Here is a 26,694-nt window from a genome sequence, read left to right on the forward strand (position 1 = left end):
TCTTAAATTTAAATTATTTGATTAGTAATCAAGTAAACTATCTTCAAGTGTACTTAATTGTGTCTGCAGTTTATAAACAAATTTTAATTTGCGTACTACATTCGCCGCGTCATTATAATGCTCAATATTGACCAATTCATTGAACTCTTGCAAATATTGCTTGATAGATAAAGTTAATTCATCATCAAAATCTGCAATTTCTTGTTCAGGGTCTACTGCATGCGGGATATCTTCAAGACGCTCGTGCTGTTCCATTTGCTGCATTAAAAACATTGGATCTTGCAGTGTTTTTTGTTCACCACGAATATCTTCATGACAAATAGCAAGGATATATTCTGCACGTTGGATTGGCGATTTCAGAATTGAATAAGCATCATTAACTTGAGATGATTTTTGCACTGATAATAAGCGCTCACGCTCACTGCTACTGGCAAAATTATCAGGGTGTAGTGTACGCTGTAAATCTCGATATGTTGTTGCTAAACTGGCACTATCTAATTCAAAATTAACGGGTAAACCAAACAGCTCAAAATGGTTCATCTGACGACCTTTAATGGATAGATTAAATAAACAAAACCCAAACAACCAGGTTATTTGGGCATATCAATATTACACGTTGAAGCTTTCACCGCAGCCGCATTCGCCTTTCATGTTGGGATTGTTAAATTCAAACCCTTCATTCAGACCTTCTTTAACGAAATCTAATTCGATTCCATCAAGATAAACGTAGCTTTTTTTATCCACGATAACTGTCACACCTTTTTCAACAAAAACTTCATCGCTTTCATCAATAGTGTCAACAAACTCAAGGATATAGGCTAGACCAGAACAACCAGATGTTTTTACACCTAGGCGTAAGCCTGCGCCTTTACCACGTTTTTCAAGATAAGTAGCTACGCGAGCAGCAGCAGAGTCAGATAAAGTAACAGCCATATTTAGCTCCTAAGACTCTTTTTTCTTTTTGTAATCATCAATTGCAGCTTTAATTGCATCTTCAGCAAGAATCGAACAGTGAATCTTCACTGGTGGTAACTCAAGCTCTTCAGCAATTGTTGTGTTAGTTATTTCGCCAGCTTGCTCAATACTCTTACCTTTTACCCATTCGGTAACTAAAGAGCTTGATGCGATAGCTGAACCACAACCGTAAGTTTTGAATTTAGCATCTTCAATGATGCCTTCTTCGTTAATCTTAAGTTGTAACTTCATTACGTCACCACAAGCAGGTGCGCCTACCATACCAGTTGCGATAGATGGGTCATTCTTATCAAATGAACCTACGTTACGTGGATTTTCATAATGGTCGATTACTTTTTCGCTATAAGCCATGATCTAACTCCTTCAAACTAAAATATAAATCTTCGTGAAACAAGGGTGGTCGATTAGTGGTGATCCCACTCGATAGTGCTTAAATCGATACCATCTTTAAACATCTCCCATAAAGGCGACATTTCACGTAGCTTACTGATGTTCTCTTTAATGATGCTTGTTGCATAATCAACTTCTTCTACAGTCGTAAAACGACCGAATGAGAAACGAATTGAGCTATGCGCCATTTCATCGTTTAGACCTAATGCACGTAGTACATAAGATGGTTCTAAACTTGCAGATGTACAAGCTGAGCCAGAAGAAACCGCAAGGTCTTTCAGTGCCATCATTAATGACTCACCTTCAACAAAGTTGAAGCTTACGTTTAAGTTGCTTACGATGCGCTGTTCTGCGTGACCATTTAGATATACTTCTTCGATATCAGCAATGCCAGCCCAGAAACGTTGACGTAATGCTTCAGCATGGTCTGTATCTTGTTGCATTTCTTCTTTAGCAATACGGAATGCTTCACCCATACCCACAATTTGGTGAGTTGGAAGTGTACCACTACGCATACCACGTTCATGACCGCCACCATGCATCTGCGCTTCTAAGCGGATACGTGGCTTACGTTGAACATATAATGCACCAATACCTTTAGGGCCATAAATTTTATGTGCCGATACTGATAACATATCTACTTTTAGTTCAGAAAAATCGATTGGTAGTTTGCCCGCACTTTGCGCAGCATCTACATGGAATAAAACTTTCTTCGAACGACAAAGTTCACCCAATGCAGCGATATCATTAATCGCACCAATTTCATTGTTCACGTGCATGATACTAACAATAATTGTATCTTCACGGATTGCAGCTTCAAGGATTTCAACTGTAATTAGACCTTCCGAAGTTGGGTCTAAATAAGTTACCTCATAACCTTCACGCTCAAGTTGGCGACAAGTATCAAGCACAGCTTTATGCTCAATTTTACTTGTAATAATGTGTTTGCCTTTCTTGTTATAAAAGTGCGCGGCACCTTTAATCGCAAGGTTGTTTGATTCTGTTGCACCCGACGTAATAACAACTTCACGTGGGTCTGCATTTACTAAATCTGCAATTTGATTACGAGCAATGTCTACAGCTTCTTCTGCCTGCCAACCGAAACGGTGTGAACGAGACGCAGGGTTACCAAAAATGCCGTCCATCGTTAAACACTGCATCATTTTTTCTGCTACACGAGGGTCTACAGGCGTAGTCGCAGAATAATCCAAATAAATAGGTTTTTTCATCTAGTCATTGCTCCATACAACACGGTTAGGCAACTAACGGTGTTTATATCTTATAATTATAATTTTGATTCGATTATGTTTTTAGACCGTTATAATCAGATAATGTTTACATCAATCTTATTTAACATTTGACGGTCGTTATCTTGCTCATTGACGATCTGCTTTATTTCATTATTTGCCATCAGATCAGCCAGCGATATATTATCAAGAAAATCACTGATTCGCTCACTTAAATCATCCCAAAGTGAATGCGTTAAACAGCGTTTCCCATCATTACAACCGCCTGAAGAATCACATTTGGTCGCTTTTACATTCTCATCAACAGCATCAATGATCATACCGACAGAAATAAGTCCAGGTAACATGCCTAACTTATAGCCACCACCAGGTCCTCGTGCACTTGCAACCAAGTTCTTTCGACGTAATCGAGAGAATAACTGCTCCAGATACGACAATGAAATACTTTGTCGCTCTGATATTTCAGCTAATGGCACAGGTTTAATTTCTGCGTGCAATGCAAGATCAATCATAGCTGTAACGGCGTAACGTCCCTTCGATGTCAATCGCATAGCAACCTCTAAACTGTTATTTAAGGTTATGGTTACATACCCGACTTAAATGGTCAAGTATATACCTGACTAATTTACTCAGGTATTACGTTTTAGCCATTAAAGAGACGGGGCTGATGACTTTATTTTTTAAGGTTACGCTGGATAGAAACCAAGGCACCACGGAGAATATTCAACTCTACAGTTTCTGGACGTGCACGAGTGAATAATCGACGTAAACGATTCATCACCACACCCGGATGGGCTTTATTGATAAAACCAGAATCCCATAACGTCTCTTCAAGATGCGTATGGAACATTTCTAGCTCCGCTTGCTTTGGATACGGATTATCTTGTTCAGGGAACGTATTTGTCGCGAGGTAAGCCATGCGTGTTTCGTATGTTAAAATCTGCACTGCCATTGCGAGGTTTAATGAGCTGTATTCTGGATTTGCAGATACGCATACATGATAAGTACATTTTTGTAGTTCATCATTGGTTAAACCAATACGTTCACGACCAAATACCAATGCTACAGGGTAGTTAGGTACTTCTTCGATGAGCTTTAAGCCCGCTTCACGTGAATCAAGCATTGGCCACTGTAACGTACGTGAACGCGCGCTAGTACCAATCACTAAACCACAGTTTTCCACGGCCTCTTCTAAGGTATCGACAATCGTTGCATTTTCTAATACATCTGCTGCACCGGCAGCCAGTGCCACTGATTTTTCATCAATTTCACATAACGGTGCAACTAACACCAACTGTGTTAATCCCATAGTTTTCATTGCGCGAGCTGCTGAACCAATATTACCAGGGTGAGATGTACCGACTAATACAACTTTTACGTTTGCTAACATAATAAATACCTAAAAAGATGCATAACAGTCAAACAAGCTAATTAAACAGGTCGTTTAAGGCAAGGGTTAGACTATTATTGGAATTGTTAATTTACTGGTCGCGGATTCTACCACAATTAACCCAGTGCAGATGCAATAAGCAGCAGTGAAAACGTAAAAATATACTAAGAATTAAAATAAGGTGTAAAAAGTTATGAAAATTACTTTGGATCTTTACGTTAAGTTGGGTATACTCCGCGCCCTAATTCCCGTTCTTTCAAAAATTTGGTGGTAATAGTATGCATCCGATGCTAACAATAGCGATCCGTGCTGCGCGTGACGCAGGCAATGTAATCGTAAAAGCTTATGGCGATCCTAGTAAAACTAAGATTGAGCAAAAAGGCACAAATGATTTTGTGACTAACGTAGAAAAAGAAGCTGAAGCAGCTATTATCGCTACAATTAAAAAAGCTTACCCAGAGCATACTATCATCGCTAAAGACAGCGGTGCTATTTCTGGTACAGATACTGACTACCAGTGGATTATTGACCCACTAAACGGTCACACTAACTTTATTAAAGGTATTCCACACTTCGCAATCTCAGTTGCTTTACACGTTAAAGGTAAATCTGAAGTTGCAGTTATCTTTGATGCTATCGGTGATGAAATCTTCTCTGCTTGTCGTGGTAAAGGCGCTCAATTAAACGGTTTCCGTTTACGTACTGGCTCAGCTAAAGATTTATCTGGTACTGTTTTAGCAACAGGCTTCCCACACAACATGAAGCATCAACAAGATACTTACATGAACATCTTTAGTTCATTATTTACTGAATGTGCTGATGTACGTGCTGCTGGTTGTCCTGCACTTAACCTTGCTTACCTAGCAGCTGGTCGTATCGACGGTTTCTGGAGCATGGGTCAAAAACCTTGGGAAACTGCAGCGGGTAACTTAATCGCAACTGAGTCAGGCGCTATCGTAACTGATTTCGCTGGCGGCCATGATTTCTTCAAATCTGGTAACTCAGTAGCTGCATCTCCACGTGTACTTAAAGAAATGCTTGCTAAGATCCGTCCTAACCTGACTGAATCTTTAGCTAAATAACTTAACTTTAATTAAATCGTAGCGTGAATACGCTAGGTTATTAAGATGAGATTAAGTAGCATGAAATAAAAAAGGCCCAGTACTTATTATAAGTACTGGGCCTTTTTATTTAGCTTAATTTTTATTTTATCTTGATTTTAATTCTCGCTATCATGATTATAATCTAAGTTAAACCATGGATAATACTTGGTCTTTTGTTTCTTCTTTATCATATTGCTCTGCACTATATTCCTTGGAGTTATCAACATTTAAACTATTCACTTTTAAACTATCGACCGCTAAGCGATTTACAGCTCCCCCCTCCTCTTCAACATCATTTGTCCATTGGATCACATGTTCATTTTCAGCTAGGTCAAATGCAGGTTCCGGTAATAAATCATTAATTATTTTAGCTGAGCGCCACGCCATTAAGCTCAACTGGGGATCCGCAATACCGTGACTATCTAGCCCAGCATTAACCGCATAAATGTGATTATCTTCACCACCAGTCCATTTAACTCTAAAGTTAGGGTCTAGTTGTAACAAACCATCCTCAGATAGCTCAAGCAAAGGGCTCAATGATTTAATGCAATCAGGTATTTTTGATTCAAACCCCGTTGCCAGGATAACCACAGTTGCAGAATAATCTTCCTGCTGACCTGTTAAGTTATTATCCGCTCTCAAGTTAAAGCTACTACCCCCACAAACTGTCGATGTCGTCATAGAATGTACAGTTCGATGCGGTAATAGACGAACCCACTTACGTTGTTTTTGCACTTCAAACTTATCATATAATTCCTGATAAATAGCCAACAATGCTTCGCTGGTGATACCGTCACTCGTTAATTTCTGCGCTCTAATTTCTTGTTGTTTAACCGTTTCATTTAAATGGTAAAATTGTTCGACATAGCGTGGCATAAAGTATTCATTGCTAAATGCCGCCTCATCTAATGCTTGGAAATTGGCGCGTCTCGACACCCAATCTAACTGGGCAGGCTGTCCCCAATTTCCACGTAATGCATTTAAGAATACATCTGCACCCGTTTGTCCGCCGCCAACAAGCACCACGCGTTTGCCGGTTAAATCTATATTACGTAAACCTATTTCACTGGCATGGAAACAGTTATCGCCCAAGTAAGGCTTTATCTCTTCAGGGATGTAAGGCGTCTTCCCTGTCCCTAAGCAAATATGTTTCGCTTGATATTGGGCTTGATTGGTTGTGATCACAAATCGATCACCAACAAAATTTATATCCTCTACCGTCTGCGAAAAATTCACATTATTTAACTGTTTGGATACCCAAGATAAATAATCAGAGAACTCTGCGCGAGTAATGGTTTTTTGCTCTGTATTTAAGAAACGGTAAAACTTTTTGTTTCGCACCAAATAAGCAATAAAACTGTATGGACTTTCAGGTGCAACAGCCGTAACAAGATCTTTTAAATAAGACGTTTGCATATACGTACTTGGCAACATCAAACCTTCATGCCAAATAAATGATTTTTTATGCTCTAAAAAGCAACTTGTTAAACTGGGTGTCTGCTCTAATAGCGCAGCGATACTTAAATTGAAAGGACCAACACCTATACCGATAATATCTGTTAACTTTTCCATCATGTTCATCCTTAAATAATACGCTCAAAAAAATCATTCCGTGCACTACACAGTAGCGCTGCTCTTTTATGCGGGAAATCGAACTCTTTTAACTTTTCTAACCCGACTTTACTGGCGATCTTCGCGACATGTTTATTATCAGCACGAGGTTCACCCAATACATGCCCGGTACGCTGTTCATCGGTATAAATCGCGTGCTGTAAACAACGCGCCCAATTCACAAAATAACGTCCGCCTAAGAACAATGGATTACCCACCAGCATATGCACACCACGATCATAATGCTGGCAATCATAATAAATACCGAGACGATCTTCAGGTGTCCAATACACCTCTAAATACCCGAATGCCACGCCATCAACATAGCCGATGACCGCCATGCTATGAGGATCTGCGGTTTGCTTTTCGAGGTACTGTAAATGCGAGTGTTTACTGCCTGCGAGTTCCCACATACGACTTACTTCAGGACGATTATGCCAGTGACTAAATGTGGTTAAATCTAATTGCAGGTCTGCACATTTAAAACTAATCACACGACCAAGATCATAAACGTATTGTTGATACCAAATGCCTTCTGGTTGCGGTTGACGCTCTGGGTATTCAACACCTTCAGCTGATATCAGTAATGGCGCGTCGGCTTTATCGCAAGCCTGTATTTTTGACCACATATTGGCGTATTGATAAAACGCAGCACGCTGAATATGCACATCATCACAAACGGTTTCAGCCCACGAGGGTATTTGCGCTGTTGTCATTGCTAACCATAATTGCTGCTTGATAATAATGGTTTTACGGTTAACGTCCATGCCAGCAAAAGCATGCTCAAGAATATTAAACCACTGCGTCTGATCTAAAGTACTCAGCGATCCCCTCACTTCTGTTTCGACCTCAGCTCTGACTTCAGTTCTTAAATCTGCATTAAAACCATCATCATAGGTAAATGCCCATTGGCTTAAACAGCTTTTTACCGTGAAATGAGCTCCGATGGTTTCAAATACCAGCTGGCTACCGGTTTTACTGATATGCCCACTATCGGATTGTGGCTTGAATAAAGGTTTGAAAACGCTGTTAACGCCTTCCTTCGCTGCAAATTTAAATAGATTTGGGTAGCGAACATAAATTTTACTTGGGTCCGAAATTTCAGTTTCATTTTGCGCAGACAAGAAACAAAAAAAGTTACTTTTTATCGTCAAACTGTCACTGCTTAACAGGTAATCATAGAATGAGCGATCATAAAAACTATGCTGCGCTAGCTTACGCCAAAGGTGTTGTGACATCTGCACAAGTTGCTCAAGTGATGCTGTGCTATCTATATGCTGGTTCTCAACTGACGGCACTTTTGATTGTAATGCGGCAATCACACTATTCAGCGAGTTAACAATAAGGTAATAGCTAAAATACGAATTCACATCTGCATTTTTCATGAAATATTCTGGGGCATTTTCTTGTAACAACGGAAAACGAGTAATCGCCGTTTCAGTAAAGCCTGTTCCCTGGCAATCTCTGAATTTGACACCGCAAGGCAGACCATTATCAAAATCAACTAAGATGTTTTGTTGGTGGGCAAGTAATATCAGTCCATAATCACTACGCGCGACACAGATGGGTTTTATGACTTGTTCTAAAAATTGTTCGAACCAAATCAAGCTAGCATCGCGATACGACAATGACTGATGCGTCGCAAACTCGGCGATTAAGTCTTGAATAAAATTACCGCCATCCTCCTTCGTTTGAGTCAATGTAGCCAACACCATACTCGACTCTTTGCCTGTCGGGAAACAATTTTCACGCCAGCAGAATAAGCTATCGACTATCACCTCTCCGTTAAGATCTTTTAGCCCACTCCAGGCTGGTTCTTGCAGTACCGAGAACGTTGGGAAACGTTGCCATAACTCAGCCCCAGCCAGTTCTTCACTAACCTGACTGAACAATACGCCACGCTCTAATTCTTTTACCGACAAGTGACGCACAGAGTTTGTTAACTTCACCGCAAGTGAAAACTTCAGCATCCAACGGCTATCTTGTTGCCATAACGCCCGCGTTGATGACGTTGGGTGCCATGTTTTACCTTGCCCACTATCGGCACATTCAATAATTAATCCATCAGCAAAATATTGCTGCATACTGGTATTATCACGCAGCACTTTCACTTGATGGGGATGCATTGGAAAAGCCAAGTAACCATCAGGGATAGCACTCGGGAATACCTTGCTATTAAATGTATCTTGGTAGGTTTGTAAGAGTAATTCTGAGAACGATTCGCCATGGCTATTACCGGTTAATAAACTCGGCGCAACAAAGTACCACTGCAACGCAAAACTATTGGCGTAATCAGGGCTATACAGTTTAGATTCTTCAGCCGTCCATCCTGCGTGACTCTTACCTGCAGGATGTAAATTATGCCCGCCAAGTAAACTCTGCTCCGCTTGAATAAACCCATCAATACCGACCGGTGTGGTTCGTGCCGCCAATACATTTTCAATATGACTTTGGCTAGTAAACACTTCCTGTTTAAATCCCAATAATTGCGTTTGGCTAAAGTCACCGGTAATTTCGTGATGCTGACAAATCAATTCAATCACGTCCGCATAAGCGATATCGGTATCGACATGACCTTGTAAATCACGAAACTTAGCCGGGTAATTAAATTGAAAACGTTGCACCGCGGAGCGCTGTAATAACGGCAACACCAGTTTGCCTGCGGTCATCGCTATACATATTTCATGATCGGTAATGTCGTAATCAGTCCACTCATTCAATAACGCATTTAGAAAGGCATCTAATGATAACCTCTGGCTATAACTATACTGCATCGTCATTCTCCTCTGTCGTAAATAGCGGTGTTAATTTGCCATCGCCCTGCCATTGATAACAATGTTTATCCACTTCCCCACGAGGCTTAACACGCGCTGATTTTTTAGTGCCCAGCATAATAAACGCCACCGGTTCTTGCTGTTGAGTTAAGCCAAATAATTGTTGCACACGCGGTAACTCTGCGGCATCAGTGCTATACCAAACGGCCGCAATGTCTTGTTGTTCAGCCGCTAATAAAATATTTTGACAGGCCGCCGCTGCGGATAAAACTTGATCACGACGTGAGACCGCATGCGGACTCGTTATATTCGCCGACACCACAACCACCATAGGCGCATCGCCAAGGTAATTAGTCAGTCGACGCACCTTAGCCGGGTCGATATCACCGCCATCTTCTAACCAAGCTTCACACATCAATTCGCACATACTCGGCACCTGTTCATTAGCCACAACAACTAAATGCCAAGGCCTTAGATTACCGTGGTCAGGTGCACTCATCACCGCTTGAAAGATACGTTTCAACTGCACATTATCAGGCGCAGGCTGGCACATTTCATGAACATGACAAGAACTACGTTGATAAATAAAATCTAAAACAGGCATGATACTAACTCCTTTTAAACCGAGGCCTTTTATAACCAAGTAAAATCAAACAAATAAAATAGAGGCCGCCAATAATTGACACTAAGATGCCACTGGCGATTTCAAAGGGAGCAATCAGAGTTCGACCCAGCCCGTCAGCAAGCACTAACAGCCAAGCACCAATCGCCCCACTACCCAGCAGTAATACCCAATGGCGAGTTTGCCCACATAACCGTAATAAATGTGGAGAGAGCAATCCAACAAACGCAATAGCACCAACAGAGGCTACGGCTGCGGCAGTAATTAATACCACCAGCAGTAAGATCAGCATGCGAAGTTTTAATAACGGCTGGCCTAAGTTATGCCCCCACGTTTCACCGAGCGTGAATAAATCAAGATGGCGCGAAAACGTAAACAGTAATAAACAACAAGGAATTGTAATGGCAAGTAGCAGCACGCCTATTTGGCTATCTGCGCCATAAGTCGTTCCCGTCAACCATAATACCGTGACCGATGCTGCGCCCGCTCCAAAGGTTAAGACCATCGATGCAACAGTGCCGCACCAAGCTGATATCGCAATACCTAAGAGCGCGAGTTGAGATACGGTGAATTGATAGCGCATCGCAATGAATAAAATAGTGACCACGATTGCAGCACCGACTAACGCACAGACAAACAGCAACAAACGGGATGCATCAGGCCAGACTTGCAGGGCTAAAATAATGCAGAGAACCGACGCTGATGTCGCACCTGAAATGTCAGGACTCGCCATTGGATTACGAAACAGTGCTTGTAATGTACAACCCGCAACGCCCAAGCCAAAACCAGAAAATACCGCAACGACAATGCGCCATTGAGTAAAGTACTCACCATCAGCACTCGGCCAGAAATAAGCAATAGTCAGTGTCAGCGCGATCGCAGGTAAAGACAGTGCTAGCCATTTAGGTAACTGAATAAGCGATGCTAAGCCAAAGCCTGCTTCTTGCATCACCATGCCAGCTAGGCCTTGCTTACGCATCAACAGGTATAAGAAGAAAGGTGTACCAAGTAACACCGTTAGCACACCAGTGGGTAAGCGATAACCCGCTAATGGCATAGACCGAGAGAATAATTCAGCAAAGATAACCAACAATGCGCCAATCAGGCTCGCGAATAGCAGTTTTTCACGATGTCGATAATGGCCAAGTAACTTCGCCATATGCGGAGCCATTAAACCAATAAAGCCTAATACCCCCACCATCGCGGTGACTAAAGAGGCTTGTAATACCGCCAACATTAATAGCCCTACTCGCCAACGATTTACTTTTAAACCCGCCATATTGGCCATTTCATCACCCATACTCAACATATCGAGATGGCGATGACACAATAAAGGTAAGAGTAATAACAGCAATGCAGGCGTTAAAATAATACCCGCTAAATCACCATCACTTTGGCTAATGTTGCCACTGCCCCAAAGGAATAAACCGTCCATGCGCTGTTCTGCATAAAGCATAATGGCAGACGATACCGCGCCAACAGCCAAGCTCATCGCCATACCGATTAAAATAAGCTGTAACTTACCACCACCAATCACTTGCGATAAGGTCAGGATAAGTCCAGCTATCATCACTGCTGCCACAAACGCAGCGATCCATACCATCCAAATACTCGGGTCAGGAATAAATAAGTTAACTAACATTGCACCTAATAATGCACCAGAGCTGATACCAATCGTTGAAGGTGATGCAAAGTCATTACCTAAGGTCACTTGTACTACCGTGCCAGATTGCGCCAATAAGGCACCACTTAATACCGCAATTAATAATGTCGGTAATAAGAGTTGAAATACATACGTTTGTTGATAGCTATCAAACAAATCCATACTCGGAGCAAGCATGTAACTACCAACCGCGTAGGTACCAAGTACATAAGCACCAACCGACAGTAGAACGAATACCAACAGAGTCGTTAATAGTAATGTTGAAAATACTTTTGATGCTGTCTTTGGTTGTAAGGGGTCTGCAACCGAGCTACTTTGCGTTTTATTATTTGTATTAACTAACATTCGATCCCTCCAATAACGCTGCAGTGAACGCTCTAGCCATACGGATCACAGAAACAGGACCGCCAAAGCTCCATAGCGCAGGCACATAATAAATATCATTATTTTGAACAAACGCGTGCTGATCCCACAAAGGTGATAACGTCATACGTTCACCTTTTGATTGTGTTTCTTTCACCAAGATCAGTGCTGTATCTTCAAGCAATTGAATTTGTTCAAGCTGTAAATGGGTGAAGTCTTTACCCGGTAGGTGCGTGTCCCACGCATAATTCAAGCCGAGGTCATTAACAACCGAAGCTGCTAAACTCTGAGTCGAAAATACCCGTAATCCATACCCCATACCGACAAACTTGCCATATGCGACTTTTTTACCCGCTAATCCAGCCTCGATAACTTGTTGTTTAAGCCGTGCTAACTCAACATCCATATCATCAAGTTGCGTTTGAGCTAACTCAACCTTGCCGAGCTGCTTTGCCAAGGTTAAATAATTACTTCGCATTTGCTGCATATAGCGGTATTGCGGTTGCTCTACACGCCCAAACTGCTGTAGCAACAACGTCGGTGCAATGCGGTTAAGATCATCACTTATACGCGCATGGCGAAACGGGTAACCGACGATCAAATCCGGCTGTAGTTGCATCAATAAGGGGAAGCTCGGAAACGCGCGATTACCGACATCAACAACATCAGCAGGTAAGGCTGGAGAGTTAGACTGCCACTTACGATAGCCGTTACGAGATGTCACCGCTTGCGGTTGTATCCCTAACGACAGTAGCATTTCAGCCGCACTCCAATTAAGTGCAACCACTTTAGGCTGCTGTTGGTAAGTCTGCGTTAATCCAGTCAATGGTAAGGGTTGAGCTAATGCAGTGAACACCTGCGCATTAATATCATTAGCCAACGCTGTCATTGGTAATAGTGTCATAGCAACGAACATAAGCTCTTTTGTTACTTGCAGCCGTCTCAATGTACTTTTCATTGTGCTTTTCATTACACGACCTGCTGCTTAAGTAACGGTTCATCATTAACCGTTTTAATGCAGGGCCACAGCAAGGTCTGATCATTCACTTGCACACGCGTGATTGGCGTTTGGTAAACATCACTGATACGCTCTGCAGTGAAGACATCATCAACGCATCCACTCGCAACAACTTCGCCTTGTTGTAGCATGATGGCTTGATGGCTAAATTGCTGCGCATGATTAAGATCGTGTAATACCCAAATAATGGTTTTACCGTAATCTTGGTTTAAGCGTTGTACTATGTGTAAGAGTTCGATTTGATGCGCGATATCAAGCCAAGAGGTAGGTTCATCCAATAACACAATGTCAGTATCTTGTGCCAGCACCATCGCTAACCAACAACGCTGCGCCTCACCACCCGATAAGGTTTCAATAGCAAGATCAGCAAACTCAAGTACACCAGCTTCAACCATCGCCCAGTGCATTCTTTCTTTATCTTCTGCTGAGAGTGGCGCGAACCAACGACGGTGTGGATGACGACCAAACTCAACTAGATCAGCCACCGTCAAGCCGACAGGCACGGCATGACGTTGCGGGAGCATTGCGATACGCAACGCTATATCAGCACGGGAATACTGCTTTATTCCCTTTCCTTCAAGTAATACTTCACCCTCTTCGGCTGAAGTGAGCCCTGCGATAATGTTTAATAAGGTACTTTTACCTGAGCCATTGGGACCAACTAAGGCGGTAATTTTACCTTTTAAAAATTCGCAGCTAATATCCTTGAGGATTAACTTGCCGCCTAAACGGCAAGTTAATTTATTCACAGTTAACAATGGGGCCAATGTTAGAACTCAACACTGTAGTTAGCAGAATAAGTACGGCCTTGACCTTGGAACTTAAACAGGTTTTCATTTGCACCAGAAGATGCAGTATAAAGATTAGTTGCTCGTTGTCCCCATAACGTATCGTATTCAGTGTTGAGTAAGTTAGTGATACCAAATTGCAGCTTACCCACTGGTACACGAATACCCATCAATAGATCAACTGTGTTATAACCTTCTAGTTTATAATCAGCAGCATCTGTGTAATCAAACATTTGCGTACTTTGTAGACGAGTGCTGAACTTGTCTGTCTGCCAATTGATATAGGCGCCTGCTTTTGATGGGCTGGCACTCTGAATCGATACATTTTTCCATTCCCCATCAACTTTTGTTTCGCTGATAATATAATTGAAGTTACCACCTAGGCTAAAGCCTTGGCTAAGGTAATAATCCAATTTCGCTTCTAAACCATAAATACGTACATCGCTATCAATCACATCAATTGAGTAATCTGTCTTATCAAGGAATATGGATTTATCCGACAGCGAATAATAAGCAGCGAATTGCGTAGACACTGACTCGGAATTTAAGCGCCAACCTAATTCGACTGAATTTGTTTTAATACCTTCTAGTGGACTATCAGAAACATTAACGCTACTTTCTAATGTTGTACCTAGACCAAGGGAAGCGTAATTGCCTTTACCATAATATTTAGACGCATCAGGAATTTCAAAGCCTTGAGATAGATTAAGCCATACTTGTTGATCTTCATTTAATTTATAAAGCGCGCCTGTATTAAACAAGGTGTTACTGTAATCACTACTACCTCCTTCAATGGTCTCATAGCCCGTCCCAAAACCAAGTAACTCGTAACCCTGCTGTGTTGCCCCAACAAAGTCACCGACTTTAATATGCGCATATTGATGACGGATACCTGCATGCAGGTTTAATGATGCAGTAGCATTATAATCACCTTGTAAGAATGCAGAAATATAAGTACTTTCAATATCAGGGTAACGGCCCGTTTCACCGACAGATGTCATTATCAAGCCATTAGAACCAGCAGCCGTGGCAAAATCATAATAGGTCTGTGTTGCCTCGAACTGCTCAAATTCAGCATCAACACCATACACTAAATTAAATGCATCGGTAGGCTGAGCAGTGAACACTAATTTTGAGCCGATAATTTGTGTATTTTGCTCAGAAGCACTTATTGTAGAATAAGCAAAATATGGGGCTTTTTGAACAGTAGGAAATGCGTTAAACCGCATTGATTCAGCACGGTAGAAAAGCTGTAAATTCATAGTTTGATTGTAAAAATTACTATCTAGGTAATCAGCAGTTAACAAATACCTTACTGTTTGTGCTTGGTCGTCAAGGTCATAACCTTCAACCATTGCAACCTCATCAGTACCATAATAATTAGAATAATTAGCTCCATAATCAATACCGTAATCACTGTCTTGACCACTATCGTAATACTGCGCCATCAGCTCAATACGCTTGGTATCAGAAAGGTTATAACCTACATTACCCATAATATCGATTTGGGTAACATACTGAGAACCAGTTTGTGCCACATCTTGCAATACCATGTCACCATTAGCATCATAGCTGCCACCGGTCTGGTTATAAGAGATAGCTAAACGAGCATCTGTAGTGCCATTATCCATCGAAATGGCTTGTGCTATTTGATATTCTAAGTCTTCACTACTGTTAAGCCCTGATTTAGCGCTTATCCATGTTTCACTAACGCCGTACGCATCGCGGCCTTTTTTAGTGATGATATTAATAATACCACCAGTACTACCACCGCCATACATAGCCGAGGCGCCAGAAATCACTTCAATACGGGCAATATTAAACGGGTTAATTGAGTCAAATTGACGACTAATGCCACGAGACGAGTTTAATGAGATACCATCAATCATCACCAATGTGCTACGGCCACGCATATTTTGACCGGCATTAGTACGCGATTGACTGCCAACATCTAGGCTGGGGATCAGATTCGCCAATAGCGCTTTAAAATCCACACCCGATTTAGCCTGTTCAGCAATTTGTTCTCCTTCAATAACCATGACAGTAGCCGCAATATCACTGATACTCTGAGTACTACGGTTTGCTGTTACCACCGTCATACTTTCATCTTGATCTGCACTACTCACCGCAGCCTGAGCACTGAGGGAAACAGATAACCCTAGCATTGCCGTGAGAATAGGGTTAAGTACAAATTTGGTTGTCGTTGACTTAGCAAGTTTCATTATTAATTCCATTTATTAAGAGTTGTTTTATTTTTATTTTTATTTTTCGATGACAGACTGTCGAGGCAAGTTCACGACAGCATTATTAAGCGGTGTTGATTGTCGATAGAGGCGTAACCACCCCAACACAATCAGCACCGTCAGAATGGCAAAACCAAGGAATAAGTAACCACTATTCCAAGTCAGTAATAATCCCGCGAGCAAGGCACCAAACGCATTACCCAATGTATGGGCCTGTGAAATAGAGGCGGATACTCGCGCTTTTCGCGTCTCAGTACTGCCCATTGCCGTCGCCGTGTACCAAACAGGCGCCATTGCAAGTGCTGAACTGATCAAAATGACACTCAACATGAGCTGTATATCCAATACCAACAACACAGTGCCAAGAGCAAAAGACAGCGTAATAAAGCTCAAAAAAAGAGGTGTTGAACGGATCAGTAATTTATATAAAACGAATAATGAAAATAGTGCACTGATACTGGCAGATAAGAGTAGTTGCGCCGTCATTGCACTGGCTTGAAGAGCGGTCAAGACGCCATTAGTACTGAGTATTGGGCCTAAGCTAAATTGTAATTGAGATGAGAATAGCGTGATTAAAAAAGCAGTCATAATAACCGTATAACCAAGTCGAGCGATCTTATTCGTTGTTACCGCAGCCGTATTAGGTGTAGGAGCTATTGTCGGAGCTGTTGTAGGATATGCAGCGGCCTCATTATCATCTTCTAATCGATATTTAGGAGAAGATAAGAAGTTAAATTGTTTATTATTACGCTGGTAACACATAAGAAAACAACAAGATATACAAGCTAATAATGTGATGAACAATACAAACCACAAACTAAAATAAGTGACATCAAGCGGTACAAATGTCAGTAATGGCGCAGTAATCCTCCCCATATTCGTTGATATCGTTACCCAAATAAGTTTCTCACCCTGCTTATCTTTTTGTGCTAACCATAATTGCGCGGTCGGTATAACGCCACTGCAAAACATACCGTGTAAAACGCGACTCAAACACAAACCTATGATTAAGTTTGTCCCAGTTAATTGGTTACTTTCGAGTAAAGATAAAAAGCTTAATTGAGATAGTGTAAAACCAAATAATATCAGCGTTAGAATCAAGCTCAGTGGGCGTTGATTGGCAACACAGCGATCTAGCCATCGCCCCCAATAACCCGAACCAACAACAAAGATAAATGTACCTAACGCCAAAGGGATTGCGATCATCCATGCGGTCACTTCACCTTGTTCCATCATCACAGGTACAAGGATAAGAATTGCGCCTTGCAATGCCCCTAATACCCAACATGATAAACCGACAATGACTTTCATCTCACTTAATCCCTTAGTTCAAACTTTCACATTTCGCAAACATACTATTGCAAATGAGAATCATTGTCACTAAGATTATTATACAATTCACTCATAATTAAAAACAATGGATTTACAAATGACCAACATATGCAGTAAACAATGGACGAATATAAACAATGAATTGAATGCCAAAATCATCAGTGAATTACATTATGAAGAAGTGATCTTTCCCGAACAGCTAGGCACGAATAATTGGATGTGGGAAGTGGATGGCATCACTTGGATATTTGTCGCACAACAGCATATTTGGCAGAACATTATTGTCGACCCAAGCACCATGACTCGTAATGGTATAGCGAACATACCGAGTGCAATGTTAATCAAAGATATTGCCAACGCCATTAAACTGGACGGCATAATTGTGGGTAATTTAATTGAGGAAATACAGCAAACATTATACGCAGACCTTATCTCCCACCAGCATCGAAACAGCTATTCCCTTAGCCAATTAACGGCATTATCAGGCATTGCTTTGCAAGCTGTATTGAAAGGCCATCCAAAAGCAATCGCAAACAAAGGAAGACTCGGATGGGGGGTTAATGAACTCGCCCGCTATGCACCTGAAGCCGCTAAATCATTTCAATTACATTATGTGGCCATTAGCAAATCTATGACTCAAACAGGTATAGAATTACCCATATCAGGTAATGCAGCCATGTCCCCGGTTCAAGTGAATACACAAGCATTATTATTGGCGCAATTGATGCCGATTGAAGATAAAAATCAACTTCTAGCCGATTTAACTCAGCAAGGCATTAACCCAGAAGAATATTGGCTTATTCCAGTTCACCCTTGGCAATTTAGTCAATTTATTGTGCCACAATTCACTGCTTTGTTTGCGAGAAAAGACATTATTGATTTAGGTGTGACAGGCGATATTTATCAAGCACAACAATCAATTAGAACACTATCAAACCTCACATCTCCGACTAAAAATGACATTAAATTACCGATCACCATTTTAAATACCTCCTGCTATCGTGGTATTCCGGGTAAATACATCACCTCAGGCGCTCTGTTATCAAAAACAATTAATCAGCTATGCCAAGAGGATACTTTTTTAACTCAATCTAACTTACATGTGCTACAAGAATGGGCTGGTATCCATGTACCGCAGCCACTACAAGAAGACGTTACGAATTCCCCTTATCGTTATAACGAAATGCTCGGTGTTATCTTTCGTCAAAGCCCTGCGGCGTTATTACAACCAGGCCAACAAGACAAACTCGCTGCAGCGTTAATGCAAACTGACAATCAAGGTAAGAGCCTCATTGCCACTTACATCAAAGACAGTCAACTCGATGTACAAACGTGGTTGACGAAACTGTTTGATTGCACTGTTATTCCGCTCTATCACCTCATGTGTCAATACGGAATCGCGTTAGTATCTCATGGCCAGAATCTAACGATAATATTTGAAAATAATATTCCAACCGGTCTAGCGATTAAAGATTTCCATGGTGATTTACGGCTTATTGATCAAGAGTTTGACGAGTTAGCTGTTTTTCCAACACATATAAAACAAGCGCTCACTCGGTTACCTGCTAATTATCTACTTCACGACTTATATACCGGCCACTTCGTGACTGTTTTACGTTTTGTTTCACCTTATTTACAAGCTGAAATGGACTATAGCGAGCGTGATTTCTACCAACTTCTCAACACGAGAATCAGACACTATCAAGCACAATTCCCACACTTAAAGTCTCGCTTTAAATTATTTGATTTACTGGCACCAACAATGGAAAGAATTTGCATTAACCGAGTGCGCTTTAAAGTCGGTTATCAAGATACCAGCGAACGTTTATTACCAGAACTCGGTACTGCGATCGATAATCCTTTATTTAGTGATCAAGCACCACTTAATCACATTTAGCCAATAAATTAGGCATCAGTTTAAAATTAACTGATTTATGCTACGCCATTACTCTCAATGCAGAGCCTGCCAGATTTCAAGGATGAAACAGTGATGATGACCTTTAGACGAGCGAAAATATTACCTTTAGCAGTCGCCCTAACCGTGACAGCTAGCCTCAATTTAACAGGATGTTCGAGTATGCAAGACGCTGTAGCAGCAAGTCCTACAGTCAGTAGCGTATGGGGCGTTGGCGAGATGCCAATTGAAGATCTAAATCGTTTGTATGCCAATGAAGAATCGCAATGGATGGATGTTAATGGCATGCGTATTCATTATCGTGATGAAGGTGATCCAAATGGCCAGCCGATTGTATTAATACACGGTATTTTATCCTCACTGCATACTTGGGAAGAGTGGAACACTGGTCTTGCAAATGAATACCGGATCATTAGTCTTGATGTACCGGGGTTTGGTTTAACTGGCGGCCCTAAAAATCCAGGTGATTTTTCTGAAGATTTGTTACATGATTCATTTTCCCAATTTATTAGCCAACTACAACTTGATGATTTCATTTTAGCCGGTAATTCATTAGGCGGTTATATTTCCGCTCACTATGCGGCGAATAATCCCGATAAAGTGAAAAAGTTGATCTTAATTGATCCCGCTGGTGCACCGCAAGATTTACCTTTTATTTTGAGCTTAGCCAGTATGCCAGGGATCAACAGCCTTGCTGCTAATGTGTTCCCGCCTTTCATTGTCGCGATGGGTGTTAAAGACGTTTATGGCGATCAAGAACGGATCACCAAAGCCAACATGGATCGTTATATCCATCTGTCATTACGCCCTGGCGCGAAGCAAGCTTATGCTAATACCATTGCCATGTTAGATGAAAAAAATAGTAAGCAAGAACCGCTAAATTTTGCCTCGATCACAGCACCGACATTACTGATGTGGGGCGAGAAAGATATTTGGGTTCCTGCAGCATTAAGCGAACAGTGGCTAACAAACATTTCAGGGTCAACCTTGATCACCTACCCCGATGCAGGTCATGTACCGATGGAAGAGATCCCACAGCAAACTCTACAGGACGCACTTACTTTTATTAATCTAAAGTAACGCCCCTGAACAGAAATAGTGGAGATAACCTTTCAACCTCCACTATTTCTATCTATCTGATAAGGTGGTCAGGTCACGGCCATTTTTGCCATCACAACGCCAACCTTGCTTAACCTTCCCGTCATAGTTCTGTACTTGTCATCGTTCTATAATAAATCTGTAAGAGGCCTGTAATAGCCCTGCCCGATACTTATAACACGAGCTATACCTTCTAACCTGTAAATAACGAGCATAGCTTATTCGTACTACCAAATACTGTAATTTACTCTAGGCTTGTTATACCCCTTGTAATAAGTCCTTGGCGGTTGAGGCAAGTGAATATATTGAGGTTACTATGACGAAAATAGCACTTGTTGTAGAAGGCGGTGGTATGCGTAGCGTATTTACAGCTGGAGTTTTAGATACTTTTTTAGACCATGGTTATGATCCTTTTGATCTGTTTATTGGCAGTTCTGCTGGCACGTTAAACTTATCTGCCTTTATCGCAGGACAAAAGAAATATTCAGTTCGCCTTATTAACCGCTTGGCTAAGTCAGACACCTTTGTCGATTGGAGTCGCTTTATCAAGGGTGGTAACGCACTGGAGCTGAGTGAATTACATGATGTATTATCCTTACATGATCCAATTGATCTCATTCAAGCAAAACGACGTTTAAACTCCCGACCTTTTGTGATCACCTGTTGTAACAAATTAAAAGGCCAAGCCAGTTACCAACACGCAGATCCGAGTCGTTGGTTTCAACAAATAATAGCGTCATGTGCTTTACCGATTGTCTTTCGCCCTGGCATCAAGCTTGGTGATGATGTGCATATAGATGGCGGACTCGTCGACCCTATCCCAGTAAAGAAAGCGGTGGATTTAGGCGCTAATCATATTATTGTGATCAGGACTAGAACGAGAGAATGGAAAGAGAAGTTATCACTACTGGAACGCGTACTCACGTACTGGGTTCGACACGACACAGTACTCACCAAATTACTTGATAATTACAGTAATGAATATAACAACACGTGTGAGTTTATGCGTAATCCACCAGCAGGCATTAACATTATCGAGATAGCGCCAGACGAAGAATTACAAACGCCAACATTGACCCGTGAAGTTTCTACCCTAGAAGATGATTATAGTGCGGGGATAAAAGCAGCAAATTTATTTCTGCAACGTCACTAGGCCTTATAGAGCATTCGATATTAAATAGCAGTCATAAAAATGGGCTAAACACGTATCTAACATGCCGAGCCCATTAATGGTTTTAGTAAATAGTGTTAGTGATTAAGCTTGGCGCCTACTCATCTTTCAGTAAAGGATGATCAGCTGGTAATTTTCGAGAGATCCAAATTGCTAATTTATGTTTAATATTCAAGGTTGTTTCTTGATCTTTAGCAAGAGGCTGCATGAGTTTATCAAACACTAACGCTTTATAAATGTATTGAGCTTTTACGTCTTCTGGATCTGTTGCTGTAAATGTACTACCGCGTTGCTGTAGATACTGAGTACCTAGTGCAATCGCCGCTTTAAATAATTTTTTTTCATTTTTCAGTTTCGCCATCATTTCCTCTTTACATAACAGACAGTTGATCTTGCGAGTACACACTGTTATAACACGATTTAAAGAAAATATATGTGACATTTAAATTATAAATTAGGTTTTAATGGACTGATATTTTTCGGCGTCTATAGGGCTATGCGCTTCCATTGCATAGATGTCATTATATTCATGCTCAATGAGTAAACCAAAGTGAGCAGAAAGCGATCCGATATCTTGCAATGACAATTCTTCAAGTGACCAGACTGGCGTTGCATAATCACAAATATAATAACCTTGTAATTGTGCTGTTGGATTTTCAACAATGATAAGCTGATCGATAGCATAACATTCATCAATACCTGCCACTGATAAGCAGGCTTTATCAGCAATGAGTAATACACTAAATGTCACTTTAGAATCCGGCAGTTCTAATAAATAACAGAGTTTTTTAAGCATTGGCACACTTATCATAAAAGTTTAATTCAGACTCAAAGATTAGAACAAATTTGAACGATGGCACTGATATTCGATGAATTAATAATTTTTTATTACTCATTACATTAAGTACCCTTACTGCTTAACGTGGACTCACAGGATAAAATCAGCAAGTCCACTTGCTTAAACATGCTACCTAATACTAAATTCGCTAATATTAAAGTCGTTAATACTAAATAGCCGCGGCTAATTCCGATCCTTGCTTAATCGCGCGTTTGGCATCCAGCTCCGCTGCAACATCAGCACCACCAATAAGATGTACCTGTTGATCTGCTGCTACCAGCTTAGCTTGTAATTCACGTAATGGATCTTGACCCGCACAAACAATAATATTATCCACATCCAATACCTGTGCTTCACCAGCAACCAAAATATGTAAGCCTTGATCATCCACTTTCACATACTCTACGCTATTCAGCATGGCGACCTTTTTACTTGCTAAGCCTGCTCTATGTACCCAACCTGACGTTTTACCTAAACCAGCTCCCACCTTAGTGGCTTTACGCTGCAATAAATAAATATCACGTACGGAAGCTGTCTTTTGAGCCGTTGTTAACCCGCCTCTATTTTGCACCGTAAGATCAACCCCCCACTCACGCATAAAAGTATCTATATCTTGGCTTGCTGCAGTTGAATGATGATCATGTGCAAGATACTCTGCGACATCAAAACCAATACCACCAGCGCCAATGATAGCCACTTTCTGACCAACCGGTTTTTTATCACGTAATACATCTAAATAAGAAAGCACCTTACTGTGGCCAATGCCCTCAATCGCAGGTGTACGAGGTGCGATCCCGGTTGCTAATACCACATCATCAAAGCCATTAGCGATAAGTTCATCTGCAGAAACGCGTTTATTTAGTATAATTTCAACGTCCAATTTTGCCGTCATTGTTGAATAATAACGTAAGGTTTCAAAAAATTCTTCTTTACCGGGTACTTGCTTAGCAACGTTAAACTGTCCACCCACCTCAGCTTTATCATCAAAGATCGTCACCTTATGTCCACGCTGCGCAGCCACTGTCGCAAACGCTAAACCAGCAGGCCCAGCGCCAACCACGGCAATACGCTTGCTTACTGGTGATTTAACGTAAATAAGTTCAGTTTCATGACACGCGCGCGGGTTCACTAAACAAGAAGTTAGCTTCATACTAAACGTATGATCCAAGCATGCTTGATTACAGCCAATACAGGTATTGATCTCGTCACTTTTACCCGCAATGGCCTTATTAACAAATTCAGGATCGGCCAAGAATGGACGTGCCATCGACACCATATCAGCATGACCTTGCTCGAGTACAGACTCTGCGATCTCAGGGGTATTAATACGGTTTGTCGTGATCAAAGGGATCGATACTTCACCTTTTAATTTTGCGGTGATCTTAGTAAATGCTGCTCTCGGCACTTTTGTCACAATCGTCGGTACGCGTGCTTCATGCCAACCAATACCAGTATTGATAATAGTTGCACCAGCTTTCTCAATTGCTTTAGCTAGCGCCACCACTTCTTGCCACGAACTGCCTTTTTCAATGAGATCTAACATCGACAAACGGTAGATAATAATAAAGTCAGATCCAACTTTTTCGCGTACCTGTCTTACGATCTCAACAGGGAAACGAATACGATTTTCAAAACTTCCACCCCATTCATCATCACGCTGATTGGTGTGTTCAACAATAAATTGGTTAATCAAATAACCTTCCGAACCCATGATCTCAACACCATCATAATTCGCCGATTGTGCCAATCCCGCACACCGAACAAAGGCTGCGACTTGTTGATAGACTTCTTCCGTTGTTAACGCCCGTGGACGAGCTGGATTGATCGGTGCTTGGATCGCAGAAGGAGCAACAGGTTGCTTACTATAGGCATAACGTCCAGCGTGTAAGATCTGCATGCAGATCTTACCTCCAGCACCATGAACTGCGGCCGTGACTTCTTTATGCTTTTCGGCCTCTTCAGGGGTATCCATCTTCGAGCCACCTTGAAAAACCGCCCCTTCAGGATTGGGGCCTATGCCTCCAGTGACAATAAGTCCGACACCACCGGCGGCACGTTCAGCAAAATAAGCAGCCATGCGGGTAAAGCCATTACTGACTTCTTCTAGCCCTGTGTGCATCGAGCCCATTAGTACGCGGTTTTTTAGTTGGGTAAAGCCCAGATCTAGTGGTGCTAATAAGTTCGGATAATTATTGTTTACAGACATGATTCACTCCATTGCGTTGAGTATTTATTTTATTATTATGTTATGAAAAGTAGCGCTAAAGCACGGCGGATACAATGCTCATGATATACAATTAATTATCTTTAGTTAGCAATCGTACTTTCCTGCAGGATTAACAAACATTGTTAACTCGCATTTGTGATGACGGATATGATGAGTATGACGAAAGTGAAAGAGTCGAAAGTAAGTTTAGGGGATATTTCGGTTAATTTTCTACAACAAATGGACTTAACAAGTCATAAGATCAATGGCAATATGACGTCTATTTTAGCCAAATATAACGTCTCAATCTCCCAACTAAGTGCCCATAATGGACGTTTATCCATACCCAAATATATGCGTATCGGCTTTGATCTTATCCAACAAACTCAGCGTGATGATCTGGGCTTACTCATGGGGGAAAATGTCTGTTTTCAACATTACGGCATGCTAGGGTTTGCAGCTATGTCAGCACCTGACATTGGTACGATGGCACAAGTCCTAGCGCAATATGAGAGTTTATTAAGTCAAAATGTACGTGGGCACTCCACCTTCTCTCCTGTAGAAGATACCAGTGGAACAGCATCAGATCCGACGCTAAGTTTCTATTCGATAGCACCATACAATCTCTACAATTGTTTTGTGGTCGATTCAGTATTGGCAAGTTGGTTTACTTTACTCACTACGCGAACAATGCATTTAGCTCAGGCAGTGTATCCGGTCAAAGCTGTGCATATTGAATATCCCGAACCGCACAACAGCGAGCGCTATCATGTATTTTTTCAATGTCCGGTTATCTTTAATTCTACATTCAATGGGTTAGTATTAAATAGTCAGCATATCGACACGCCGCTGCCAGATGCTTGTATGAGTAGTTATTTACAAGCACAACAATTGTGCCAACATGAGCTAAACCTGCTGCAACAAAATCAAGATTGGCAGAGTAAAGTTATTGAAAAAGTAAGCCATAACTTAGTAGGAAATATGCCTGACATTAACCAAGTTGCAGCACTACTGGGCACATCACCATGGACACTAAGAAGACGGCTATACAAAGAAAATACCAACTATCAACGTATCATGGATACGACAAGGCAGGGGCTAGCCTTGAGTTATGTTCGTGATACCCAGCTAAGCTTTAGTGAGATCTCGTATTTGCTAGGCTTTGCGACTCCAGCGGCATTCTATAAGGCCTTTCGCCGTTGGACCCAAAGTACGCCGAAAAATTATCGTCAAACATTTATAAACAAGCGCGGATAAATGCCTTAAATTCGACTTTCAACCGCTCGGCTTCCGCATCACGCTGCTGTAACCGCAGTAACTCAATCACACACTCGACAGTGCTTAGCCCACCTTCAAGTTGGTTGGCGCGTAAAATAAACTCGGATGCTTGTGGCGCAGTTAGCGTTACCTTAGGTAAGTCTTTTAAATAGTCACTGCGACTATACATCTTACGCGCTTCTTGCCAGGTACTATCGAGCAACACTAAGCTATCAAAATCACTTATATCATGCTCGCCTTCCGCACCAGGGGCTAAAATAGCCACACGGCCAGTTTTGATCGCCGCTAATAATTGACTATCAGGTTCTTTCCGACGCCAAGCAACAATACTGGTTTCATCAGGTAGGAACTGTTGTACTAATTTGCCTGTATTACTGCGGCGTGAGAACTCTCTCTCGTGGGTAACAAGATATATATGCATGAATTTATAACTTCAGTCGATGAAACAGGATAAATATTAAATAAGAGGTAAAGTAACCGCTACCATTATGCCTTACAGTGGTACTAACTAAGCTGTAAGTATGACGAGGATCTACTATGTTCGCATTTAGTAAACACATTTTCAGTAAATTAAACTATATCTTATCACTGTTCTTTCGCCCTAACGAACCTGCTAAAACGAATATGGTCTTTATGACGATATAATCATCAGATAAGATAAAGGTAATC

At 41.4% G+C, this 26,694-nt stretch carries 23 protein-coding genes; 5 read left to right on the plus strand and 18 right to left on the minus strand.

The genetic code is table 11. The annotated features are described in order from the left end of the window. Positions 1 to 21 precede the first annotated feature (21 nt). The 6 genes from hscB to trmJ all read right to left on the minus strand — a co-directional run bounded on the left by hscB (position 22) and on the right by trmJ (position 4,002). Positions 22 to 540 (minus strand): co-chaperone HscB, encoded by a 519-nt coding sequence (gene hscB, locus JFU56_RS05925; protein WP_198436340.1) that lies wholly within the window; start codon positions 538 to 540, stop codon positions 22 to 24. 69 nt (positions 541 to 609) lie between these two features. After that, positions 610 to 933: an iron-sulfur cluster assembly protein IscA gene (gene iscA / locus JFU56_RS05930; protein ID WP_198436341.1), complete on the minus strand. Its 324-nt coding sequence runs from the start codon at positions 931 to 933 to the stop codon at positions 610 to 612. A gap of 9 nt (positions 934 to 942) precedes the next feature. After that, the gene (iscU, locus tag JFU56_RS05935) at positions 943 to 1,326 is read right to left on the minus strand and encodes a Fe-S cluster assembly scaffold IscU (protein WP_198436342.1); all 384 of its coding nucleotides are present in this window, start codon (positions 1,324 to 1,326) and stop codon (positions 943 to 945) included. Between the two features lie 53 nt (positions 1,327 to 1,379). Next, positions 1,380 to 2,594, minus strand: coding sequence for an IscS subfamily cysteine desulfurase (locus JFU56_RS05940; protein ID WP_198436343.1), 1,215 nt, complete (start codon positions 2,592 to 2,594; stop codon positions 1,380 to 1,382). A gap of 95 nt (positions 2,595 to 2,689) precedes the next feature. Beyond that, complete coding sequence (locus tag JFU56_RS05945; protein WP_026032150.1) at positions 2,690 to 3,163, minus strand: Fe-S cluster assembly transcription factor; 474 nt, start codon at positions 3,161 to 3,163, stop codon at positions 2,690 to 2,692. A gap of 122 nt (positions 3,164 to 3,285) precedes the next feature. After that, on the minus strand, positions 3,286 to 4,002 hold the full coding sequence (gene trmJ / locus JFU56_RS05950) for a tRNA (cytosine(32)/uridine(32)-2'-O)-methyltransferase TrmJ (RefSeq protein WP_198436344.1): 717 nt from the start codon (positions 4,000 to 4,002) through the stop codon (positions 3,286 to 3,288). Between the two features lie 278 nt (positions 4,003 to 4,280). Here trmJ and suhB point away from each other — a divergent pair, with 278 nt between their 5' ends. Further along, positions 4,281 to 5,084 (plus strand): inositol-1-monophosphatase, encoded by an 804-nt coding sequence (gene suhB, locus JFU56_RS05955; RefSeq protein WP_198436345.1) that lies wholly within the window; start codon positions 4,281 to 4,283, stop codon positions 5,082 to 5,084. Between the two features lie 168 nt (positions 5,085 to 5,252). Here the strand turns inward: suhB and JFU56_RS05960 are convergent, their stop codons facing one another. From JFU56_RS05960 to JFU56_RS05995, 8 genes are read right to left on the minus strand one after another with little or no spacing between them, the layout of a single operon-like run. Then, a complete protein-coding gene (locus tag JFU56_RS05960) occupies positions 5,253 to 6,680 on the minus strand; it encodes a lysine N(6)-hydroxylase/L-ornithine N(5)-oxygenase family protein (protein ID WP_242065878.1) in 1,428 nt (475 codons plus the stop codon). 8 nt (positions 6,681 to 6,688) lie between these two features. Then, positions 6,689 to 9,490: a GNAT family N-acetyltransferase gene (locus JFU56_RS05965; protein WP_198436346.1), complete on the minus strand. Its 2,802-nt coding sequence runs from the start codon at positions 9,488 to 9,490 to the stop codon at positions 6,689 to 6,691. After that, positions 9,480 to 10,094: a nitroreductase gene (locus JFU56_RS05970; RefSeq protein ID WP_198436347.1), complete on the minus strand. Its 615-nt coding sequence runs from the start codon at positions 10,092 to 10,094 to the stop codon at positions 9,480 to 9,482. Before JFU56_RS05970 ends, JFU56_RS05965 begins: the two co-directional genes overlap by 11 nt. Before the next feature lie 4 nt (positions 10,095 to 10,098). Further along, positions 10,099 to 12,120: an iron ABC transporter permease gene (locus JFU56_RS05975; protein WP_198436348.1), complete on the minus strand. Its 2,022-nt coding sequence runs from the start codon at positions 12,118 to 12,120 to the stop codon at positions 10,099 to 10,101. After that, complete coding sequence (locus JFU56_RS05980) at positions 12,110 to 13,108, minus strand: iron-siderophore ABC transporter substrate-binding protein (protein ID WP_198436349.1); 999 nt, start codon at positions 13,106 to 13,108, stop codon at positions 12,110 to 12,112. Before JFU56_RS05980 ends, JFU56_RS05975 begins: the two co-directional genes overlap by 11 nt. Continuing rightward, positions 13,108 to 13,905, minus strand: a complete 798-nt coding sequence (locus tag JFU56_RS05985) for an ABC transporter ATP-binding protein (protein ID WP_242065879.1) — start codon at positions 13,903 to 13,905, stop codon at positions 13,108 to 13,110. The genes JFU56_RS05980 and JFU56_RS05985 overlap by 1 nt, the downstream gene beginning before the upstream one ends. Positions 13,906 to 13,925: 20 nt before the next feature. Next, entirely contained in the window at positions 13,926 to 16,166 is a 2,241-nt protein-coding gene (locus tag JFU56_RS05990) for a TonB-dependent receptor (RefSeq protein WP_198436350.1), read from the minus strand. Positions 16,167 to 16,205: 39 nt separating this feature from the next. Beyond that, positions 16,206 to 17,498, minus strand: a complete 1,293-nt coding sequence (locus JFU56_RS05995; protein WP_198436351.1) for an MFS transporter — start codon at positions 17,496 to 17,498, stop codon at positions 16,206 to 16,208. A 118-nt stretch (positions 17,499 to 17,616) separates the two neighbouring features. On the opposite strand from JFU56_RS05995, the gene JFU56_RS06000 reads away from it, so the two are divergent. The 3 genes from JFU56_RS06000 (at position 17,617) to JFU56_RS06010 (ending at position 21,685) form a co-directional block, all read left to right on the plus strand. Next, positions 17,617 to 19,416: an IucA/IucC family siderophore biosynthesis protein gene (locus JFU56_RS06000; protein ID WP_198436352.1), complete on the plus strand. Its 1,800-nt coding sequence runs from the start codon at positions 17,617 to 17,619 to the stop codon at positions 19,414 to 19,416. A gap of 93 nt (positions 19,417 to 19,509) precedes the next feature. After that, positions 19,510 to 20,514 (plus strand): alpha/beta fold hydrolase, encoded by a 1,005-nt coding sequence (locus JFU56_RS06005; protein ID WP_198436444.1) that lies wholly within the window; start codon positions 19,510 to 19,512, stop codon positions 20,512 to 20,514. 334 nt (positions 20,515 to 20,848) lie between these two features. Continuing rightward, positions 20,849 to 21,685, plus strand: coding sequence for a patatin family protein (locus JFU56_RS06010; protein ID WP_198436353.1), 837 nt, complete (start codon positions 20,849 to 20,851; stop codon positions 21,683 to 21,685). 115 nt (positions 21,686 to 21,800) lie between these two features. On the opposite strand, the gene JFU56_RS06015 is transcribed toward JFU56_RS06010, so the two are convergent. The 3 genes from JFU56_RS06015 to JFU56_RS06025 all read right to left on the minus strand — a co-directional run bounded on the left by JFU56_RS06015 (position 21,801) and on the right by JFU56_RS06025 (position 24,747). Next, entirely contained in the window at positions 21,801 to 22,067 is a 267-nt protein-coding gene (locus JFU56_RS06015; protein ID WP_374221037.1) for a DUF5062 family protein, read from the minus strand. Between the two features lie 90 nt (positions 22,068 to 22,157). Continuing rightward, positions 22,158 to 22,499 carry a hypothetical protein gene (locus JFU56_RS06020; protein ID WP_198436354.1) on the minus strand — a complete coding sequence of 114 codons (342 nt, stop codon included), beginning with the start codon at positions 22,497 to 22,499 and terminating at the stop codon, positions 22,158 to 22,160. Positions 22,500 to 22,710: 211 nt separating this feature from the next. Then, the gene (locus JFU56_RS06025) at positions 22,711 to 24,747 is read right to left on the minus strand and encodes an NADPH-dependent 2,4-dienoyl-CoA reductase (RefSeq protein ID WP_198436355.1); all 2,037 of its coding nucleotides are present in this window, start codon (positions 24,745 to 24,747) and stop codon (positions 22,711 to 22,713) included. 177 nt (positions 24,748 to 24,924) lie between these two features. Between JFU56_RS06025 and JFU56_RS06030 the strand changes: the two genes are divergently transcribed. Then, the gene (locus JFU56_RS06030; RefSeq protein WP_198436356.1) at positions 24,925 to 26,004 is read left to right on the plus strand and encodes an AraC family transcriptional regulator; all 1,080 of its coding nucleotides are present in this window, start codon (positions 24,925 to 24,927) and stop codon (positions 26,002 to 26,004) included. Here JFU56_RS06030 and JFU56_RS06035 read toward each other — a convergent pair. Continuing rightward, on the minus strand, positions 25,985 to 26,446 hold the full coding sequence (locus tag JFU56_RS06035) for a tRNA-uridine aminocarboxypropyltransferase (RefSeq protein WP_198436357.1): 462 nt from the start codon (positions 26,444 to 26,446) through the stop codon (positions 25,985 to 25,987). The two genes, JFU56_RS06030 and JFU56_RS06035, sit on opposite strands and share 20 nt — an antisense overlap. Positions 26,447 to 26,694 lie beyond the last annotated feature (248 nt).

The sequence above is a fragment of the Moritella sp. F3 genome, assembly GCF_015082335.1.
In the GTDB taxonomy this organism is placed as follows: Bacteria; Pseudomonadota; Gammaproteobacteria; order Enterobacterales; family Moritellaceae; genus Moritella.

Coding starts and splice junctions, on each gene's coding strand:
- hscB (WP_198436340.1), bottom strand. CDS start 540: ATGAACCATTTTGAGCTGTTTGGTTTACCCGTTAATTTTGAATTAGAT.
- iscA (WP_198436341.1), bottom strand. CDS start 933: ATGGCTGTTACTTTATCTGACTCTGCTGCTGCTCGCGTAGCTACTTAT.
- iscU (WP_198436342.1), bottom strand. CDS start 1,326: ATGGCTTATAGCGAAAAAGTAATCGACCATTATGAAAATCCACGTAAC.
- JFU56_RS05940 (WP_198436343.1), bottom strand. CDS start 2,594: ATGAAAAAACCTATTTATTTGGATTATTCTGCGACTACGCCTGTAGAC.
- JFU56_RS05945 (WP_026032150.1), bottom strand. CDS start 3,163: ATGCGATTGACATCGAAGGGACGTTACGCCGTTACAGCTATGATTGAT.
- trmJ (WP_198436344.1), bottom strand. CDS start 4,002: ATGTTAGCAAACGTAAAAGTTGTATTAGTCGGTACATCTCACCCTGGT.
- suhB (WP_198436345.1), top strand. CDS start 4,281: ATGCATCCGATGCTAACAATAGCGATCCGTGCTGCGCGTGACGCAGGC.
- JFU56_RS05960 (WP_242065878.1), bottom strand. CDS start 6,680: ATGATGGAAAAGTTAACAGATATTATCGGTATAGGTGTTGGTCCTTTC.
- JFU56_RS05965 (WP_198436346.1), bottom strand. CDS start 9,490: ATGCAGTATAGTTATAGCCAGAGGTTATCATTAGATGCCTTTCTAAAT.
- JFU56_RS05970 (WP_198436347.1), bottom strand. CDS start 10,094: ATGCCTGTTTTAGATTTTATTTATCAACGTAGTTCTTGTCATGTTCAT.
- JFU56_RS05975 (WP_198436348.1), bottom strand. CDS start 12,120: ATGTTAGTTAATACAAATAATAAAACGCAAAGTAGCTCGGTTGCAGAC.
- JFU56_RS05980 (WP_198436349.1), bottom strand. CDS start 13,108: ATGAAAAGCACAATGAAAAGTACATTGAGACGGCTGCAAGTAACAAAA.
- JFU56_RS05990 (WP_198436350.1), bottom strand. CDS start 16,166: ATGAAACTTGCTAAGTCAACGACAACCAAATTTGTACTTAACCCTATT.
- JFU56_RS05995 (WP_198436351.1), bottom strand. CDS start 17,498: ATGAAAGTCATTGTCGGTTTATCATGTTGGGTATTAGGGGCATTGCAA.
- JFU56_RS06000 (WP_198436352.1), top strand. CDS start 17,617: ATGACCAACATATGCAGTAAACAATGGACGAATATAAACAATGAATTG.
- JFU56_RS06005 (WP_198436444.1), top strand. CDS start 19,510: ATGATGACCTTTAGACGAGCGAAAATATTACCTTTAGCAGTCGCCCTA.
- JFU56_RS06010 (WP_198436353.1), top strand. CDS start 20,849: ATGACGAAAATAGCACTTGTTGTAGAAGGCGGTGGTATGCGTAGCGTA.
- JFU56_RS06015 (WP_374221037.1), bottom strand. CDS start 22,067: ATGATGGCGAAACTGAAAAATGAAAAAAAATTATTTAAAGCGGCGATT.
- JFU56_RS06020 (WP_198436354.1), bottom strand. CDS start 22,499: ATGCTTAAAAAACTCTGTTATTTATTAGAACTGCCGGATTCTAAAGTG.
- JFU56_RS06025 (WP_198436355.1), bottom strand. CDS start 24,747: ATGTCTGTAAACAATAATTATCCGAACTTATTAGCACCACTAGATCTG.
- JFU56_RS06030 (WP_198436356.1), top strand. CDS start 24,925: ATGACGAAAGTGAAAGAGTCGAAAGTAAGTTTAGGGGATATTTCGGTT.
- JFU56_RS06035 (WP_198436357.1), bottom strand. CDS start 26,446: ATGCATATATATCTTGTTACCCACGAGAGAGAGTTCTCACGCCGCAGT.